Raw genomic sequence first — 15,328 nt, 5'->3', positions numbered from 1 at the left:
ATGGAAACCCTGAACTTTCAATTCCCCGCCGCACAACCGGGCCGTGGCCGCGCCCTGGTCGGCTGCGTCAGCTCCGGCGACCTGGAGGTGCTGATCGAGCCCGGCCAGGCCGGCAGCCTCGACATCCAGGTGGTGACCTCGGTCAACGGCAGCCAGGCCCGCTGGAGCCAGTTGTTCCAGCGCCTGTTCGACGGCCGCAGTTTGCCTGCGCTGAAGATCGACATCCATGATTTCGGTGCCACCCCCGGCGTGGTGCGCCTGCGCCTGGAACAAGGCTTCGAGGAGATCGGCCATGACTGATAGCGAACGCCTGCTGCACAGCCGCAGTTTCGTCGAGCTGGGCGCTCGACAGCGTGCCCGGGCCCTGCTCGACACGGGCAGTTTCCGCGAGCTGCTCGGCCCCTTCGATCGCCTGATGTCGCCCTGGCTGCCACGCCAGGGCATTGTGCCGCAGGCCGATGACGGCGTGGTCATCGCCAAGGGCAAGCTCGCCGGGCGTCCCGCCGTGGTGGCGGCCATCGAAGGCGGGTTCCAGGGCGGCAGCATGGGCGAGGTGGGGGGCGCGAAGATCGCCGGCGCCTTGGAACTGGCCGCCGAAGACAACCGTAACGGCATCCCCACCTGCGCCGTGCTGCTGCTCGAGACCGGTGGCGTGCGTCTGCAGGAGGCCAACCTGGGCCTGGCGGCGATTGCCGAGATCCAGGCCGCGATCGTCGAACTGCGCGCCCACCAACCGGTCGTTGGCGTGATCGCGGGTTCAGTCGGCTGCTTCGGCGGCATGTCCATTGCTGCCGGGCTGTGCAGTCACCTGCTGGTAACCCGCGAAGCACGTCTGGGCCTCAATGGCCCACAGGTGATCGAGCAGGAAGCGGGGATTGGTGAATACGATTCGCGTGACCGGCCTTTCATCTGGAGCCTCACCGGTGGCGAGCAGCGTCACGCCAGCGGCTTGGTGGACGCCTACGTCGCCGATGACGTCGAGGCGATCCGCAGCCAGTTGCTGGCGTTGCTGGCCGCACCCTCTGCGCAGCGTGCCAGCCGCCATCAATGGTTTCTCGAGCGCCTGGCGCAACTGGGCGACGACTGCCCGCAACTCGATGCCGCCGCCGTGCGTGCCCTGTATCAAGGAGATGCCTGATGAACCGTGCCCAGAACTGGTTGCAGGGCCTTGCCAGCGGCGAGCCGCTGCCAGGTTTTCCCGCCTCGGTGCAGGTGGTCGATGGCGAACTGGACAATCGCCTGGCGCGCTTTATCGCCGTGGTGCCCGATGTGCACAATCCCTTTGCCCGGGCCCGTGCCGGCGAAGTCGGCCTGCTGGAAGGCTGGGGCCTTGCCAAGGCGGTCGCCGAGGCGGTGGACGCCGACCGCGAAGGTGAGAAACGCGTGGTGGTTGCGCTGATCGATGTGCCCAGCCAGGCCTACGGGCGGCGTGAGGAAGCGCTGGGCATTCACCAGGCCCTGGCCGGTGCGGTGGAGGCCTACGCCCAGGCGCGTCTGGCCGGGCATCCGGTGATCGGGCTGCTGGTGGGCAAGGCGATGTCCGGGGCGTTTCTTGCCCACGGCTACCAGGCGCAACGCCTGATCGCGCTGGATGACAGTGGCGTCATGGTGCATGCCATGGGCAAGGCGGCGGCGGCGCGCATCACCCTGCGCAGCGTCGAGGACCTGGAAGCCTTGGCCGCCGAAGTGCCGCCGATGGCCTACGACCTGAAAAGCTACGCCTCATTGGGGTTGCTGCACACGCGTCTTGTCGTGGATAACGCGCAGGCGCCGACCGCCCAGGACCTGGCACAGGTGCGCGCCAGCCTGATCGATGCCGTGCGCGACATTGGCGACACCACTGACCTGCGTAGCCGCCTGGACGGCGAGCATCGCAGCGCCTCGCGCGAGGTGCGTCAGCGCCTGCGCAGCCAATGGCAGGAGGCCTGAGATGTACGCCCCGCGCCCACACGACCTGCTCTGGGGCATGACCCCGGCCATGCTGCCTGCCGATGCGCCTGCCTGGGCGCGTTCGGTATTGGCGGCCGGCGAGCCGGTGGTTGTGCGCCGGGCCCTCTTGGCGCCGGGCGGGGTGGCGGTCGGGCTGCGCGGGCGAGGGCGCGAGCAGCGTTTTGCCTGGCAGATGCGCGTGGCGGACATCGAGCACCGGGTCAGCCCCGAAGCACTGCGCGGAGAGGTCGAGTTGTCGTCGCCAGCCTTGCGTGCGCTATCGCAGGTCAGCGCTTGGTTGAACGATCGCGAGTGGCTGTGGGGACCTACCGGCAGCACGGGTTTCCAGCTCGCGACGGGGATCGAGGTGCTGCACGCTGGCAGCGATCTTGATCTGCTGCTGCGTGCCCCTGTGTCGATACCTCGTGAGCAGGCCGCTCGACTGCTGAAACAGTTGGAAGGCGCGGCCTGTCGCGTCGATGCGCAATTGGAAACGCCCCAGGGCGCGGTTGCCTTGCGTGAATGGGCCAGCGGGGCGCGTCGGGTGCTGCTCAAGTCGGCGACTGGCGCGCGCCTGGTGAGCGATCCGTGGCAACTGCAGGAGGATGCGGCATGAGCAGCCTGTTCGCGTTCCCGGGGCAGGGCGCCCAGCAGGTGGGGATGCTTCATCGCCTGCCAGAGGGCAGTTCGGGCCTGCTCGAAGCGGCCAGCGAGGCACTGGGCGAGCAGGTGCTGATGCTCGACAGCGCCGAGGCCTTGCGCCATACCCGTGCCGTGCAGTTGTGCCTGCTGTTGACCGGCGTGGCCTGGGCGCGCTGGCTGATGCAACGCAGTCCGGCGCCGGGGTATGTGGCCGGGCTGTCGATCGGTGCCTACGCCGCGGCAGTCAGCGCCGAGGCGTTGGCGTTGGAGGACGCCGTGCGCCTGGTATCGCTGCGTGGAGAGCTGATGCAGGAGGCCTATCCGACAGGCTATGGCATGACCGCCTTGAGCGGCCTCGACCTGACCAGTGTCGAGGGTTTGCTGGATGCGGTTGGAGGTGAGGCCTACCTCGCCAACCTCAACAGCGACAACCAGATCGTCATCGCCGGCAGCGACGCCGCGATGGTGGCAGTCGCCACGCGTGCGCGCAGCCTAGGGCAGGGCGTGGCTCGGCGCCTGGCGGTCAGCGTGCCGTCCCATTGCCCTTTGCTGGCGGCCCCGGCGGCCACCCTGGCCGCGGCGTTCGCCGAGGTCGAGTTGCGCCGCCCACGCATCGCCTACCTCAGCGCCAGCACGGCACGACCGATTTTCGATCCGGCACGCCTGCGCGACGACCTTGCCGGCAACATGGCCCGCATCGTCGACTGGCGCGCGACCCTGCGCAGCGCCTGGGAGCGCGGTGTGCGCCTGCACCTTGAGCTGCCGCCGGGCAGTGTACTCACTGGCCTGGCGAGGCGAGTCTTTGAACCTGGAAAAGTGCTGAGCGTGGAATCCACGCGTGCGGACAGCATCGATGCACTGTTGCGTCAGGAGGTGGCCGACAACCGATGACCGCGCTGTAGCTCGAAGGACAACAACAAACAACTTCGATACAACCTGAGGAAAACAACAATGATCATCTATGGTGTGGCTCTGCTGGCGGTGTGCACGCTGGCCGGCGTCATCGTCGGCGACTTCCTGGGCGTGCTGTTGGGCGTCAAATCCAATGTGGGCGGGGTCGGCATCGCCATGATCCTGCTGATCTGTGCGCGGCTGTACATGCACCGCAAGGGTGGCATGAGCAAGGAATGCGAGTTCGGGGTCGGTTTCTGGGGCGCGATGTACATCCCGGTGGTGGTGGCCATGGCGGCCCAGCAGAATGTGGTCACTGCCCTGCATGGCGGGCCCGTGGCCGTGGTGGCCGCTGTCGGCGCGGTGCTGGTGTGCGGCGCGACCATTGCGCTGATCAGTCGCAGCCATCGCGGCGAGCCGCTGCCGGCGCTCGACGCGGCGCCGCCAGCCTCGGTGCAGCCTGCACCTGCGGGAGGTCGCTGATATGTGGCCGCTCATTGAAAAAGCCCTGGAACACAACGACCTGATCACCGCGTTCGCCGTCGTCGGCGCGGTGATGTGGGTATCGGTGATGCTCTCCAAATACCTGACCTTCGGCCGTGTGCACGGCTCTGCCATCGCCATCGTCATCGGCTTGGTGCTGGCCTGGATCGGCGGCAACCTGACCGGCGGGCAGAAAGGCCTGGCGGACGTCACGCTGTTTTCCGGGATCGGGTTGATGGGCGGGGCGATGCTGCGCGATTTCGCCATTGTCGCCACCGCCTTCGAAGTGCAGGCCACCGAAGCGCGCAAGGCCGGGATGATTGGTGCGGTGGCACTGTTGCTGGGCACTGTGCTGCCCTTCATCGTCGGTGCGGCGGTGGCCTGGGCGTTTGGGTATCGCGATGCGGTCAGCATCACCACCATTGGCGCGGGCGCGGTGACCTACATCGTCGGGCCGGTGACCGGGGCGGCGCTGGGGGCAAGCTCTGACGTGATGGCCTTGTCGATTGCGACCGGCCTGATCAAGGCGATCCTGGTGATGGTGTTCACGCCGGTGTCGGCACGCCTGCTGGCCTTGGACAACCCGCGCTCGGCGATGGTGTTCGGCGGCCTGGCCGGGACCGTTTCCGGGGTGACGGCCGGATTGGCGGCAACGGACCGGCGATTGGTGCCCTACGGTGCGCTGACCGCCACTTTCCATACCGGGCTGGGGTGCCTGATGGGGCCGTCGATCCTGTACTTCTGTGTACGCGGCCTGGTGGGATAAGGAGGACAGTCGGCCTGGGCTCTCAACCTTCGCGACTGTACATCCGGCACTCGGCCAATAGCGCCAGCAGGTTCGGCTCGCGCTCGCGCGCCTTGAGAAACACTGCACCGATATGCTGCTGCAACCGGTAGCGCGGTTGCAGCGCGATCAAGCGCACGCGGTTCTCGTACACCGCGGCGATACGGCCCGGCAGCAGGGCATAACCGACCCCCGAGCTGACCATGCTCAGCAGGGTGAAGATATCGTTTACTTGCATCGCCACCTTCGGTTCGAAGCCGGCCTGTTCGAAGACTCGTGCGCCATCGCGGTGGGTGGCGAAACCCTGTGTAAGGGTGATGAAGGTGGAGTCGGCCAGGTCCGCCAGGTCGACTTCGGCCTGCTCGGCGAACGGCGAGTCGGTCGGCACGGCCAGGAAGATATCGTCGGAAAACAGCGCCAGGTGTTCACAGGCCGGATCGTTGATGCTGTCGTCGAGCGAGACCAGGATGGCGTCCAGTTCATGGTTCTTGAGACGGTGCAGCAAGTCGACGTTCGAGCCAAGGGTGAGGTCGATGTTCAGCTCGCTGCGGCGCAGCTTCAGGCCCATGACCAGCTTGGGCACGGTCTTGACCGTGAGCGAATACAGCGCCCCCAGGCGAAAGCGTTCGGCATAGAAACCTGCGGCCTCGCGGGTCTGGCGCACCATCTGCTCGGCGTCCTGCAGCAGTTGCCGGGCCTTTTTCTCCAGCACATAGGCGCTTTCCAGCGGGATCAGCTGGCGGCCTTCGTGCTTGAACAGCGGGCAGCGCAGGGCGTTTTCCAGCGAGTGGATCGCCCGGTGCACGCTGACCGCGCTGGTCGACAGCTCGCTGGCGGCGCGGCCCAGGTTGCCACTGCGCATGAAGGCGAGAAAGGTCTCGAGCTTCTTCAGGGTCAGTTCTTCGTCGATCAGCATGCGCAGGCGCTCGCGGGCGGTCGGAGTGTCGATAATGCCACAGCACGGCGCGACCCCGTCAGCCCTGCGCAGGGGCGCAACGCTGACGGTTTCTGCCGGCCGGGGTGTTTCAGGGGAACTTTGCCTGGCCGGACGATTCCACCGCATGTCGGGCCCACTGCAGCGGCCGCCCGACTGAATCATCGTCCTGGATGGACGACCCCTGGAGGTACGCATGGCCCGACACATCATTCATTTCACTGGCCCGATCAATTCCTCGACCTGTGGCAACCTGATCAACACCTGCTCACGTGCCGTGCAGCAGGGCGCCGAGGTGTTGCAGATCAATATCGCCACCATGGGCGGCGAATGCAGCTATGGCTTCACGCTGTACAACTTCCTGCTTGGCCAGCCGGTGCCCGTGCATACCCACAACCTCGGCACGGTCGAGTCGATGGGCAATATCCTGTTTCTTGCAGGCAGCCATCGTACGGCCTGCCAGTACAGCAAGTTCCTCTTCCACCCGTTCCATTGGACCTTGCACGGCTCGGTGGACCACTCGCGCATGGCCGAGTACGCCATGAGCCTGGACTACGACTTGCGCCTGTATGCCGAGATCGTCGCCGAACGTACGCAAGGCTCGGCCGAGGACCTGGATGTGATGCGTTACCTGATGGCTTATCCACGCATCCTAGGGCCACGGGAGGCCCTGGCCAGCGGAATGATCCATGCCATCGATGACCTGCCGCTCGCTGCGGATATGGTGCAGTGGAGTGTGCACGCCTGAAGCCCCGTGTTGTACGGCGGCCCACAGGTTCGCGCACAAGCGTTCGATGGCCCTGCCTTTTAGCGCCGCCGGTCAGTTCCCCTGCAACGCGATGGAGCAGATCGTCACACGCCCGTTCGGAACTCTTGTAAGGCGCGCATTCGCGCCTTGCGCCACAGATCGCCAAAGGAGAAACGACATGGCACACGATCAGGACCGCCCAAGCCAGCGCGGTGGCACCAAGGAAACCAATCCTGGCAATTTCGCCAACGACCGCGAGCGGGCCTCCCGCGCTGGCCAGAAGGGTGGCCAGAATTCCGGGGGCAACTTCGCCAATGATCGAGCACGGGCTTCCGAAGCCGGGCGCCGGGGTGGCCAGAACAGCCACGGCAGTGGCCGCAACCCATGATTGCGCTGCTACTCAGCCGCTGACGAAGCAGCCTTGGCGCTGTTTTCGAGTGAGCTCGACAATCTTTTGAATCTTCACGGAAAACTCTGATCAATCAAAAGTCATCCATGGAGAAGAGGAGGCCCGTGATGCCAGCTCCACAGTTGTACATCATCGAATACACGCTGCACGCCGAGGCGCGCAGTTTCATCATTCGATCGGAGCGAATGGACAATGCCGAGGCATGGCATTGGGCCAGTTGTGATGCAGGGGTCGGAATCATTCCGAAGTTCGGACGGGAGAAGATCAGAAAGGTAAGCCGCCCGATGGCCGAGCGTTATGGCGTTACCGGGGTGAGTTGGCGCTTGTCCGGTGGCAAGGCTCCACTTCCTCAAGGCGCGCCAGGCACCGTGGTGACTGGTTGAACCCGCTGCGAAAAAGCCCCCACCTGCAGACGCGGGCATGCCCGCGCCTGCAGAGGCTCTGATGTTACGCCCGGCGTAGCGCAGGGTAGTCCGTATAGCCTTCGGCACCGTTGGCGTAATCGAACTGCGCGCGGTGCTCGTTCAAAGGCGCTTGTTGCTGCAGGCGCTCCACAAGGTCCGGGTTGGCGATATAGCTACGCCCGAACGCGACGGCATCGATCAGCCCCCGTGCAATCAGCGCCTCGGCTTTTTCCGGGGTGTAGCCGCCAGCCGCGACGATCACCCCTGGATACACCGCACGGATGGCTTCGCGGAATTCGTCACGCAGCGGTTTGCCGCCTGCCCAATCCGGCTCTGACAGGTGCAGATAAGCCAGGTTGCGCTTGGCCAGTTCGCCGATCAGGTACAACGCCGCGGCTTCCTGGTCTTCACCGTTGTCGACCCCATTGAACGGCCCCAGCGGGAAGATGCGGATCGCCACGCGATCGGCGCTCCAGGCGGCGATGGCGGCGTCTACCGCTTCCAGCACGATCCGCGCGCGATTCTCGACGCTGCCGCCATAGCGGTCCTCACGTACGTTAGCGCTGGGCGAGAGGAACTGGTGCAGCAGGTAACCGTGGGCGGCGTGCAGTTCGATCAGGTCGAAGCCTGCGCGCTGCGCATTGCGCGCGGCCTGGCCGAAGTCAGCGACGATGTCGGCGATTTCGGCTTCGCTCAAGGCCCGTGGTGCAGAGGTCTCGACGCGAATCACATTGCCCTGCGCGTCGCGCAGCGAGGTGCGAGCATCGGCAGGCAATGCCGAGGGCGCGACTGGCGCGGCCTGGCCGGGCTGTAGCGAGGTGTGGGAAATGCGTCCGGTGTGCCAGACCTGCACCGCGCTGTGGCCACCTGCTGCGTGGATGCCTTCGTTGACCAGGCGCCATCCGGCGATCTGCGCGTCGGTGTGGATACCTGGCGATCCCGAATAGCCTTTGGCCTGGAAGGAAATCTGCGTCGCTTCGCTGATGATCAGCCCGGCACTGGCACGCTGGCTGTAATACTCGGCCATCAGCGGCGTGGGCACATCGCCCGGCTCCAGGCTGCGCAGGCGTGTCAGGGGCGCCATGAAGACGCGGTTTGGCAGGGTAAGGGCGCCGACATGAACGGGGCGGAACAGGTGCTCGAGTGTCATTGAAGCCTCTGGGTGCGGTAAAGACGATGAGCAGCACCATACCGATCCCATTGGGGAAAGGGGGGACCGGTATCCCCGCTTGTCGCTCCCCAATGTCGCGTGGCAGAGCGTAAACATTGGCGCCCACCAGAGCGGCTCTCTGCCCCTTCTCGATGCCTTTGAGCTAGCAGAATTGCCAGTTTCGCACCCGTTGTGAGGTCCCTAGGATGTTCTCCAGTCAGCGAAATGACACCCAGTAGGAAACTCAGAGGCTCACCAAGATGACATCTGATCAAGCAGCGCGTCGATCCGCCGCACTCAAGTTTACGGTTACGGTAAGTGATGATCTTGAGTTAAATGCCGTGAAAATTCCCGCGGCCCCCAACAATGTGCTTGACCCTTTGAATGCGGCGAATGGTGCCGACGCTTTGGTCGAGTACGACATGCAACCCGAGGACAGCATTGTGCTGTTGTACAACGGCAGGTCATATCCGGCGCAAAACGGCAATACCTCGAACAGAGTCGTTTTCCGCATTCTCAGTGACCACATCATATCCAGTATCAACAGTACCGTTAGCGTCAGTTACCAAGTGACGCGGCGGGGCAAGACCCTAGGGTCTGCCGAGCTGCAGTTGCAGGTGCTGAATCCGACTGCTGACAGGCTCCCTGTTCCGGCTATCGCAGAAGCCGTTGGCGGGAGGTTGGATGTTATCAATCTCAGAGCCGATGCAAACGTGTCTGTCGCCGCTTGGCCGCTGCAGACGCTGGGGCAATTGATCTATCTCAGGTACAGCGGAACTTACGCAAATGGCAGCCAATGGACTCAGCAAGTGTGGAACGGCAAACCACTTGACCAGCTGGGAGCTGTCAGAAGCACGATCGCCTTATCGACGCTTGGGGAATTGCTTGGCGGCAGCCGCATTACGCTGCGATTCGAAGTCTCCTTCGACCAGGGGCGCAGTCGCGTAGTGTTTCGTGAAAACGCTTATGAAATCATTCAGGGCCCCAGTGTGATCCGGGACGACTTCAGTAGTTACGCCTATAACCATGAAGTTCGGCCGGGTGGGGTACTACCCATGTTGGGAGGGAACATGTGCCGAGTGATCAGTGGCCAAAATATTATAATTCTGACAGCTCAGTCAGACTGGCCGCTTCTCAAAGGGAACTATCTGCCTATGAACCAGGCGACGGTCCGGTTCGAACTTAATGGCACTTTCAGGACTTTCCGCTGTAATTTTACGCTCGGTGTCCAGAACAGCACCACTGCGTACATCACCTACCTGAACGCGCAGGGGGCGACGATCGAAACCCGGACGGTGACCCTGGGTGCAAACGGACAGGATGAATACAGCTTCGCTTCCTCGGCTCGAGATATCAAAGTGATCCAGATCCAAGATACCGCCGGATTGAACTTGGATGACTTTGAAGTCAGCGCATAAAGGGCACCCCAACGGCAGCCGCCTGCCACATTCTTCACGGAGTGCCATTGCCTGACGTTCAGCGCGCCAAGCGCCCCGGGACGAAATGCGCCACGTCGTTGAACCCCGGTGTCGAGGCATGCCCCGGTGTTACCAGCGAGTCGATGAAGGCTTCGTCCTCGGCGGTGATGTTCACCTCCAGCGCTCCGGCGTAGGTTTCCCACTGCGCCTCGGTGCGCGGGCCGACGATGGCCGAACTGACCAGCTGGTTGTTGAGCACCCAGGCGATGGCGAACTCGACGATACCCACTCCCTTGGCGTCGGTGTAGGCGTGGATCTTCTGGGCGATGGCCAGCGACTCCTGACGCCACTCCACTTCCATGATCCGCTTGTCCTGGCGCCCGGCGCGGCTGCCGGCGTCAGGGGTCGAGCCTGGCGCGTACTTGCCGCTGAGCACGCCACGGGCCAGAGGGCTGAACGGCACCACGCCCAGCCCGTGGTAGGCCGCGGCGGTCAGTTGCTCGGGCTCGGCCTGGCGGTTGACGATGTTGTACAGCGGCTGGCTCACCACAGGCTTGGGCACCCCGAGGCGCTCGGCCAGGTTGCAGATCTCGGCGATGCGCCAGCCGCGGAAGTTGGACACGCCCCAATAGCGGATCTTGCCTTGCTGCAGCAGATCACCGATGGCACGCACGGTCTCCTCCAGCGGCACCTTGTGGTCTTCGCGGTGCAGGTAGTAGATGTCCAGGTAGTCGGTGTCCATGCGCGTCAGTGTTGCCTCCAGCGCATTGAACAGGTGCTTGCGTGACAGCCCGCTGCGGTTGGGCAGGCCGTCTGCCGGACCGTAGCCGGCCTTGGAGGCGACGATCCAGTCCTGGCGATGGCGTGCCACCGCTTCGCCGACGATCTCTTCGGAGCGCCCGGCGTTGTAGACATCGGCGGTATCGATGAAGTTGATGCCCTGGTCCCAGGCGCGGTCGATGATGCGCAGCGAAGCCTCGGTATCGGTCTGCTCGCCGAACATCATGCTGCCCAGGGTCAGGGCTGAGACTTGCAGGCCGGAGCGGCCGAGAGGGCGGTAGCGCATGCTGGAGGTCCTTGCGTCGAAGAAGATGGTTGGACCGTTTTACACACAAGCACCGGGCTTTGAAAGGGCGCAGGGTGGCGTTAGCCGCTATTTACCGTTGCCAGGCGAAGGGAATTTCTGGCCGAGCGCAATCCTTGTGCTACTACTTGATATCGACACGCGCGATTGCAGATGGACGGTCGCAGAGGCAGGGAGTTTCGCCAGCGCTGATGTCTTGCCAGCCCCCGCTACAGCCGTCTTCCTGCTGCACGTGAATGAATCCGAGCTGTTTCATCACCACAAGGAAGGCTACACATGACCGAAGTCACCCTGATCGAAACCGTGAGCGCCGATTCCCTGACCAAGCTGCTGCAGGACGCCGGCTGCCGGGTCAATCGTAGCGAGCAGAATGCCGTTGTGCAGCTGCTCAGCGCCAGCCAGGGCGTGGGTTACGCAGTACGGTTCGGTAATCGAGCCAATGACCAGGAGGGCGAGTTCCTCGACTTTACCTTCAGTTGCGCGCTGCGCATCCAGGGCGAGCTGCCGGCCGGGCTGGCCGAGCGCTGGAATGCCAGCCGTCGTTTCGCCCGGCTGTCGGTGCAGGGCGAGTTCCTGGTGATGGAAAAAGACGTGGTGGTTGCCGATGGCGTCAGCGAGAAGCATCTGCTGGGCAGCCTGGTGCTGTGGGATCGCCTGCTGCAGGAGTTCATCGTCTACCTGCGCGACTATAGCCGCAATGTCGCCGACCAGACCGAACAGGCGACCAGCGCGGCGACTGCTTCGTGACCTCCCGCACCTTCTGGGCCGGCGCGGGGGCGCTGGCCGTCATTGCGGTGGCTGTCGCCCTGGTACTGCGTCCGGGGGAGGAGCCGGTGGCCGCAGCGCACCCGGCTGCGACCGAGGTCAAAGGGCCTGTGTTGGCCAGCCTGGGCGAGCAGAAGGTCGGCAGCGACGAACTGAAGACCTTGCTTGCGCAGTTGCCGGAGCCGACTCGCGAGCACCTGCGTGGCGATAGACCGGCACTGGAGGCGTGGATCCGCGCACGTCTGGCAGAAAAGGCGTTGTATCGCCAAGCCGAAGCCAAGGGCTGGCCACAGCGTCCGGACGTCGAGGCGCAGACTCGCGCCCTGAGCGAGCAGATCGTCTTGCGCGACTACCTCGCGTCGGTCACGCGAGTGCCTGACGACTACCCGAGCCAGGCCGAGCTCGAGCAGGCTTACCAAGCCAACAAGGACGAACTGCGCCTGCCGGTACGCTATCGCTTGAGCCAGATTTTCCTGCGGGTCGAAAAGCCCAAGGACGATGAGGCAGTGGTCAAGCAGGCCCAGGCCCTGGCCAAGCAGGCACGCGATGGCGATTTCGCCACGCTCGCCCGCGAGCACTCCCAGGACACCGGCACTGCTGCCCAGGGCGGCGACACCGGGCTGCAGGCGCTCGACCAGTTGCTACCTGAAGTGCGCGAGGTGGTGACTCGGCTCAAGGTCGATGGTGTAAGTGAACCGGTGCGCAGTGCCGCAGGCCTGCACATCATCAAGTTGGTCGAACAGCAACCGGCGCGGGCGGCAACCCTGGAGGAGGTGACACCGCAACTGACCCAACTGCTCAGGGCACAACGTCAGGAGCAACTGGTGCGCAATTACGTCAACGGCATGTTCGATTCGGCGACCTTGAGTATCGACGGGGCGGCATTGAATCAGGTGCTGGAGGCCAGTCGCTGATGCTGCTGGAGTGAGTGTGCCGAACCTGCATTCGGTACGCTCGCTCAACCCGCCTTGCGCAGGGTCAGGTTGATCCGCCGTTCCCCCATTCGCTCATGCTTGCCCGGTTTGATCGGCAGCACGCCATGAAAGCGCAAGCGATCCTCGCCACCCCATACCATGACATCGCCATGACTGAGCGGCACATGCCGCGGTCGGTCGCTGCGCTGCATGCCGCCGAGCAGAAAGACCGCGGGCAGCCCCAGCGAAATCGACACGATCGGCTGGCTGAAATCCTGCTCGTTGCGATCCTGGTGCAAGCTCAGGCGTGTACCGGGCAGGTAGTGGTTGACCAGGCAGGCATCCGGCACGAACCCTTCGAAGCCAGCTTGGGAAGCGGCTCGCGCAGCCAGCGTCAACAGCACCTCGGGCAGCGCCGGCCAGGGCTTGCCGCTCAGCGGATCCAGCGGGCTGTAGCGGTAGCCACGCGCGTCGCTGACCCAGCCCAGGCTGCCGCAATTGCTCAGCGCGACGGCCATGTGCAGCCCTCCGGGGGTCTGCATGTGTCGGAACGGCGCCGCGCGCAACACCGGGCGCAGGGCATCGAGCAGGGCTTCGACCTCGGGCAGGGCAAAGCCTGGCAACAGCATGACCTGGCTGGCCAGAGATTGCGGTTGAGAACCGAAAAGGTCGAGGTCGGACTGGATCATGGGGAGCACTGGCGTGGGTAAGCCTGGATTGTATCGCTGTTGGCTTGGCCAGCCCATGCCGAATGATCGGTGGGCTACGACATCCCGGGATCGAAAAAGGAACCGCGGCGCCCGGGAGCGGGGCGCCACGGTCCAAGGGGGGAGCGGTTATTGCTGAGTCACGGTCGCACTGTTGGCGTTGCCGATCTGGTTGATGGTGGCGTTCATGTTGGCCCCGCTCTGGTCGACGAACGCCTGGTTGCCGTTGCCACCCTGGGTCACATACGCGACGTTGACGCCGTCGGTCTGCTTGATGCTCGCCTGGTTGCCGCTGCCATACAGCTGGTAGGTGTAGCTCTGGTTGCCGCTGCCCGATTGCTCGAGGGTGATGCTGCCGCCATTGCCCGCGGCCAGGCCCTCGGCATAGTTGGCGGTGCCGCGTTGGTCGGCGATCAGCAGGTTGTCGCTGCCGTTCTGTTCGAAATACAGCTCGTTGTTGCTGTCGGCCTGGTGGGTCTGCATCTGGTTGCGGTTGCCGTTCTGGTTCAGGCGCGCCAGCTGGTTGGCACCTTCCTGCGTGAAGTTGACGGTGTTCATCACCCCTTGCTGGTTGATCTCGGCGCGCTGGCTGCTACCGAACTGCCCGCCGGACTTCTCGCCCTTCCAGTTGCTGGCCATGACCTTGTTGCCGACGCCATTGGTCTGGATGCTCAGGTTGTGGTTGTCGCCGGTCTGGTAGGTGAAGTGCAGGTTGGCATTGCCGGCCTGGCTGATACTGGTTACCGACTGGGTGGTTTCGAACTGATCGGACCAGCTGGCGTTGCCCCGACCGCTCTGGCTCAACATGGCGAGGTTATCCTGGCCGAAGCTCTGGTCGATGTAGCCTTCGTTGAGCTGGCCGTTCTGCAGCACGCTGGCCTGGCTGTGGGCCTGGTTGTCTTGCCAGACTTCCACCGAGTGGCCGGTGCCGGTCTGGCTGATGCCGATGGTGCCGCCCTGGCCGTCGCGTTGGTCGCCGTACGCCCAGTTCTGCTTGCCCTCCTGGTAGATGGCAATGTTGCCGTTCTCATGGGTCATGTGTTCGGCGGCGGCCTGGTTGTCGCTGCCGCCCTGCATGATCAGGCTCTGGTTGTTGGTGCCGCCGAACAGTTGCTCGACGGTGGCTTCGTTGCGTTCGCCCCACTGCATCGTGGTGGCCTGACTGCCGAGCTGGGTGTCCTGCCAGATGATCGAGCGGTTGCCCGTCCCCTGTTGGGTCTGTAGCGCCTGGTTGTTCTCGCCGACCGACTGGCTGGCGAAACTGTCGTTGAGGCTGCCGCCGGACTGCTGGGTGATCTGGCTGCCGTTCTCGAACAACTGCTCGGCGTAGCCTGCGTTGAACGAGCCGGTGGCGCTTTGCTGGACATGGCTGGTGCTGGTGTCCTGGATCGCCAGGTGGTTGTGGTCGTGCCCGGCCTGGTTCTGCGTCACCGAGGCGAAGGGCGCGAAGGTCTGCAGGACTTCGGCGATGTTCTGCGCGCCTTGCTGGGTCTGGGTCGAGGTGCTGTCGTCGGCCATGACCTGGCCGACCAGGGCCAGGGTAATGGCAGCGCTCAAGGGTGCGAGCTTGTACATGGTGGTGCCTCCAGGTCTATCGGTATTGGGTGATCTGTACGTGCTGGCCGTTGCCGGCCTGGGTCACGGCACTGTTGAGCCCCGAGCCGTTCTGCTGGATCAGGGCACTGTTGTCGTTGCCGATCTGCTCGATCTGCGCACTGTTGTGGCTACCGCTCTGGCGGATCGAGGCGCTGTTGCCTTGGCCCTGCTGGCTGATCGTGGCCATCAGGTCACTGCCTTCCTGCAGGATGAACGCCTCCTGTGCGCCGCCGGCCTGGACGATACGACCCAGCAGGGCCTGGCCGTCCTGGCCGAGCAGGGCGCGGTTGCCCGTACCCTGCTGCTCGATCGAGGCCACCTGGCCGGCGCCTGCCGGCAGTACGCGAACGATCACGGGCTCGCCGAGGTCGTTGCCAGCGACCAGGTCGGCGTTATCCATCAGGTCGTCGGCCCAGGTGAGCGGGGTGACCAGGGTCAGGCCGAGCAGCAGGGGGAGCAGGTGCATGGCG

20 protein-coding genes are annotated in these 15,328 nt (G+C 64.4%); 14 read left to right on the top strand and 6 right to left on the bottom strand.

From position 1 onward, the window contains the following. The 7 genes from HU748_RS04915 to madM are packed head-to-tail and all read left to right on the top strand — an operon-like array spanning nucleotide 1 to nucleotide 4,711. Nucleotides 1-300 (top strand): malonate decarboxylase subunit delta, encoded by a 300-nt coding sequence (locus HU748_RS04915; protein WP_054891317.1) that lies wholly within the window; start codon nucleotides 1-3, stop codon nucleotides 298-300. Beyond that, a complete protein-coding gene (locus HU748_RS04910) occupies nucleotides 293-1,138 on the top strand; it encodes a biotin-independent malonate decarboxylase subunit beta (RefSeq protein WP_186710516.1) in 846 nt (281 codons plus the stop codon). Before HU748_RS04915 ends, HU748_RS04910 begins: the two co-directional genes overlap by 8 nt. After that, nucleotides 1,138-1,929, top strand: a complete 792-nt coding sequence (gene mdcE / locus HU748_RS04905; RefSeq protein ID WP_186719463.1) for a biotin-independent malonate decarboxylase subunit gamma — start codon at nucleotides 1,138-1,140, stop codon at nucleotides 1,927-1,929. Before HU748_RS04910 ends, mdcE begins: the two co-directional genes overlap by 1 nt. Nucleotide 1,930: 1 nt before the next feature. Then, nucleotides 1,931-2,545, top strand: coding sequence for a malonate decarboxylase holo-ACP synthase (locus HU748_RS04900; protein WP_186719462.1), 615 nt, complete (start codon nucleotides 1,931-1,933; stop codon nucleotides 2,543-2,545). Continuing rightward, a complete protein-coding gene (mdcH, locus tag HU748_RS04895; protein ID WP_186719461.1) occupies nucleotides 2,542-3,462 on the top strand; it encodes a malonate decarboxylase subunit epsilon in 921 nt (306 codons plus the stop codon). The genes HU748_RS04900 and mdcH overlap by 4 nt, the downstream gene beginning before the upstream one ends. A 60-nt stretch (nucleotides 3,463-3,522) precedes the next feature. Next, nucleotides 3,523-3,945 (top strand): malonate transporter subunit MadL, encoded by a 423-nt coding sequence (gene madL / locus HU748_RS04890; protein WP_186664509.1) that lies wholly within the window; start codon nucleotides 3,523-3,525, stop codon nucleotides 3,943-3,945. A gap of 1 nt (nucleotide 3,946) precedes the next feature. Further along, on the top strand, nucleotides 3,947-4,711 hold the full coding sequence (madM, locus tag HU748_RS04885; protein ID WP_186710510.1) for a malonate transporter subunit MadM: 765 nt from the start codon (nucleotides 3,947-3,949) through the stop codon (nucleotides 4,709-4,711). A 22-nt stretch (nucleotides 4,712-4,733) separates the two neighbouring features. On the opposite strand, the gene HU748_RS04880 is transcribed toward madM, so the two are convergent. Then, entirely contained in the window at nucleotides 4,734-5,645 is a 912-nt protein-coding gene (locus HU748_RS04880; protein ID WP_054891430.1) for a LysR substrate-binding domain-containing protein, read from the bottom strand. A gap of 214 nt (nucleotides 5,646-5,859) precedes the next feature. Between HU748_RS04880 and HU748_RS04875 the strand changes: the two genes are divergently transcribed. From HU748_RS04875 to HU748_RS04865, 3 genes are all read left to right on the top strand, one after another. After that, nucleotides 5,860-6,411 carry an ATP-dependent Clp protease proteolytic subunit gene (locus tag HU748_RS04875; protein ID WP_186710502.1) on the top strand — a complete coding sequence of 184 codons (552 nt, stop codon included), beginning with the start codon at nucleotides 5,860-5,862 and terminating at the stop codon, nucleotides 6,409-6,411. A gap of 178 nt (nucleotides 6,412-6,589) precedes the next feature. Continuing rightward, entirely contained in the window at nucleotides 6,590-6,799 is a 210-nt protein-coding gene (locus tag HU748_RS04870) for a general stress protein (protein WP_186664517.1), read from the top strand. A 128-nt stretch (nucleotides 6,800-6,927) separates the two neighbouring features. Further along, nucleotides 6,928-7,203, top strand: a complete 276-nt coding sequence (locus tag HU748_RS04865; RefSeq protein ID WP_186664519.1) for a DUF6555 family protein — start codon at nucleotides 6,928-6,930, stop codon at nucleotides 7,201-7,203. A gap of 64 nt (nucleotides 7,204-7,267) precedes the next feature. Here HU748_RS04865 and HU748_RS04860 read toward each other — a convergent pair whose 3' ends face one another. After that, nucleotides 7,268-8,374, bottom strand: a complete 1,107-nt coding sequence (locus tag HU748_RS04860) for an alkene reductase (protein WP_186719460.1) — start codon at nucleotides 8,372-8,374, stop codon at nucleotides 7,268-7,270. Between the two features lie 260 nt (nucleotides 8,375-8,634). On the opposite strand from HU748_RS04860, the gene HU748_RS04855 reads away from it, so the two are divergent. Next, nucleotides 8,635-9,792, top strand: a complete 1,158-nt coding sequence (locus HU748_RS04855) for a hypothetical protein (RefSeq protein ID WP_186719458.1) — start codon at nucleotides 8,635-8,637, stop codon at nucleotides 9,790-9,792. 58 nt (nucleotides 9,793-9,850) lie between these two features. Here the strand turns inward: HU748_RS04855 and HU748_RS04850 are convergent, their stop codons facing one another. Continuing rightward, nucleotides 9,851-10,858 (bottom strand): aldo/keto reductase, encoded by a 1,008-nt coding sequence (locus HU748_RS04850; RefSeq protein ID WP_186664524.1) that lies wholly within the window; start codon nucleotides 10,856-10,858, stop codon nucleotides 9,851-9,853. On the opposite strand from HU748_RS04850, the gene HU748_RS04845 reads away from it, so the two are divergent. Genes HU748_RS04845 through HU748_RS04835 form a run of 3 tightly spaced genes read left to right on the top strand, consistent with a single transcriptional unit; the run spans nucleotide 10,857 to nucleotide 12,555 of the window. Then, entirely contained in the window at nucleotides 10,857-11,156 is a 300-nt protein-coding gene (locus HU748_RS04845) for a hypothetical protein (protein ID WP_186719457.1), read from the top strand. The two genes, HU748_RS04850 and HU748_RS04845, sit on opposite strands and share 2 nt — an antisense overlap. After that, on the top strand, nucleotides 11,153-11,623 hold the full coding sequence (locus tag HU748_RS04840) for a YbjN domain-containing protein (protein WP_186719456.1): 471 nt from the start codon (nucleotides 11,153-11,155) through the stop codon (nucleotides 11,621-11,623). Before HU748_RS04845 ends, HU748_RS04840 begins: the two co-directional genes overlap by 4 nt. Further along, entirely contained in the window at nucleotides 11,620-12,555 is a 936-nt protein-coding gene (locus HU748_RS04835) for a peptidylprolyl isomerase (protein ID WP_186719455.1), read from the top strand. The genes HU748_RS04840 and HU748_RS04835 overlap by 4 nt, the downstream gene beginning before the upstream one ends. A 44-nt stretch (nucleotides 12,556-12,599) precedes the next feature. Here HU748_RS04835 and alkB read toward each other — a convergent pair whose 3' ends face one another. The 3 genes from alkB to HU748_RS04820 all read right to left on the bottom strand — a co-directional run bounded on the left by alkB (nucleotide 12,600) and on the right by HU748_RS04820 (nucleotide 15,324). Continuing rightward, nucleotides 12,600-13,244 (bottom strand): DNA oxidative demethylase AlkB, encoded by a 645-nt coding sequence (alkB, locus tag HU748_RS04830; RefSeq protein ID WP_186664532.1) that lies wholly within the window; start codon nucleotides 13,242-13,244, stop codon nucleotides 12,600-12,602. A gap of 147 nt (nucleotides 13,245-13,391) precedes the next feature. Continuing rightward, the gene (locus HU748_RS04825) at nucleotides 13,392-14,837 is read right to left on the bottom strand and encodes a curlin (RefSeq protein ID WP_186719454.1); all 1,446 of its coding nucleotides are present in this window, start codon (nucleotides 14,835-14,837) and stop codon (nucleotides 13,392-13,394) included. Nucleotides 14,838-14,853: 16 nt separating this feature from the next. Continuing rightward, the gene (locus HU748_RS04820; RefSeq protein ID WP_186719453.1) at nucleotides 14,854-15,324 is read right to left on the bottom strand and encodes a curlin; all 471 of its coding nucleotides are present in this window, start codon (nucleotides 15,322-15,324) and stop codon (nucleotides 14,854-14,856) included. Nucleotides 15,325-15,328: the final 4 nt, after the last annotated feature.

Source organism: Pseudomonas sp. RW3S2 (assembly GCF_014268955.1).
In the GTDB taxonomy this organism is placed as follows: domain Bacteria; phylum Pseudomonadota; class Gammaproteobacteria; order Pseudomonadales; family Pseudomonadaceae; genus Aquipseudomonas; species Aquipseudomonas wayambapalatensis.
The sequence above is the reverse complement of the archived record's forward strand: the minus strand, read 5'-3'. Positions and strand labels throughout refer to the sequence as shown.

Coding starts and splice junctions, on each gene's coding strand:
- HU748_RS04840 (WP_186719456.1), top strand. CDS start 11,153: ATGACCGAAGTCACCCTGATCGAAACCGTGAGCGCCGATTCCCTGACC.
- HU748_RS04845 (WP_186719457.1), top strand. CDS start 10,857: ATGCTGGAGGTCCTTGCGTCGAAGAAGATGGTTGGACCGTTTTACACA.
- HU748_RS04820 (WP_186719453.1), bottom strand. CDS start 15,324: ATGCACCTGCTCCCCCTGCTGCTCGGCCTGACCCTGGTCACCCCGCTC.
- HU748_RS04825 (WP_186719454.1), bottom strand. CDS start 14,837: ATGTACAAGCTCGCACCCTTGAGCGCTGCCATTACCCTGGCCCTGGTC.
- madL (WP_186664509.1), top strand. CDS start 3,523: ATGATCATCTATGGTGTGGCTCTGCTGGCGGTGTGCACGCTGGCCGGC.
- HU748_RS04860 (WP_186719460.1), bottom strand. CDS start 8,374: ATGACACTCGAGCACCTGTTCCGCCCCGTTCATGTCGGCGCCCTTACC.
- alkB (WP_186664532.1), bottom strand. CDS start 13,244: ATGATCCAGTCCGACCTCGACCTTTTCGGTTCTCAACCGCAATCTCTG.
- HU748_RS04915 (WP_054891317.1), top strand. CDS start 1: ATGGAAACCCTGAACTTTCAATTCCCCGCCGCACAACCGGGCCGTGGC.
- mdcH (WP_186719461.1), top strand. CDS start 2,542: ATGAGCAGCCTGTTCGCGTTCCCGGGGCAGGGCGCCCAGCAGGTGGGG.
- mdcE (WP_186719463.1), top strand. CDS start 1,138: ATGAACCGTGCCCAGAACTGGTTGCAGGGCCTTGCCAGCGGCGAGCCG.
- HU748_RS04870 (WP_186664517.1), top strand. CDS start 6,590: ATGGCACACGATCAGGACCGCCCAAGCCAGCGCGGTGGCACCAAGGAA.
- HU748_RS04850 (WP_186664524.1), bottom strand. CDS start 10,858: ATGCGCTACCGCCCTCTCGGCCGCTCCGGCCTGCAAGTCTCAGCCCTG.
- HU748_RS04855 (WP_186719458.1), top strand. CDS start 8,635: ATGACATCTGATCAAGCAGCGCGTCGATCCGCCGCACTCAAGTTTACG.
- madM (WP_186710510.1), top strand. CDS start 3,947: ATGTGGCCGCTCATTGAAAAAGCCCTGGAACACAACGACCTGATCACC.
- HU748_RS04900 (WP_186719462.1), top strand. CDS start 1,931: ATGTACGCCCCGCGCCCACACGACCTGCTCTGGGGCATGACCCCGGCC.
- HU748_RS04880 (WP_054891430.1), bottom strand. CDS start 5,645: ATGCTGATCGACGAAGAACTGACCCTGAAGAAGCTCGAGACCTTTCTC.
- HU748_RS04875 (WP_186710502.1), top strand. CDS start 5,860: ATGGCCCGACACATCATTCATTTCACTGGCCCGATCAATTCCTCGACC.
- HU748_RS04910 (WP_186710516.1), top strand. CDS start 293: ATGACTGATAGCGAACGCCTGCTGCACAGCCGCAGTTTCGTCGAGCTG.
- HU748_RS04865 (WP_186664519.1), top strand. CDS start 6,928: ATGCCAGCTCCACAGTTGTACATCATCGAATACACGCTGCACGCCGAG.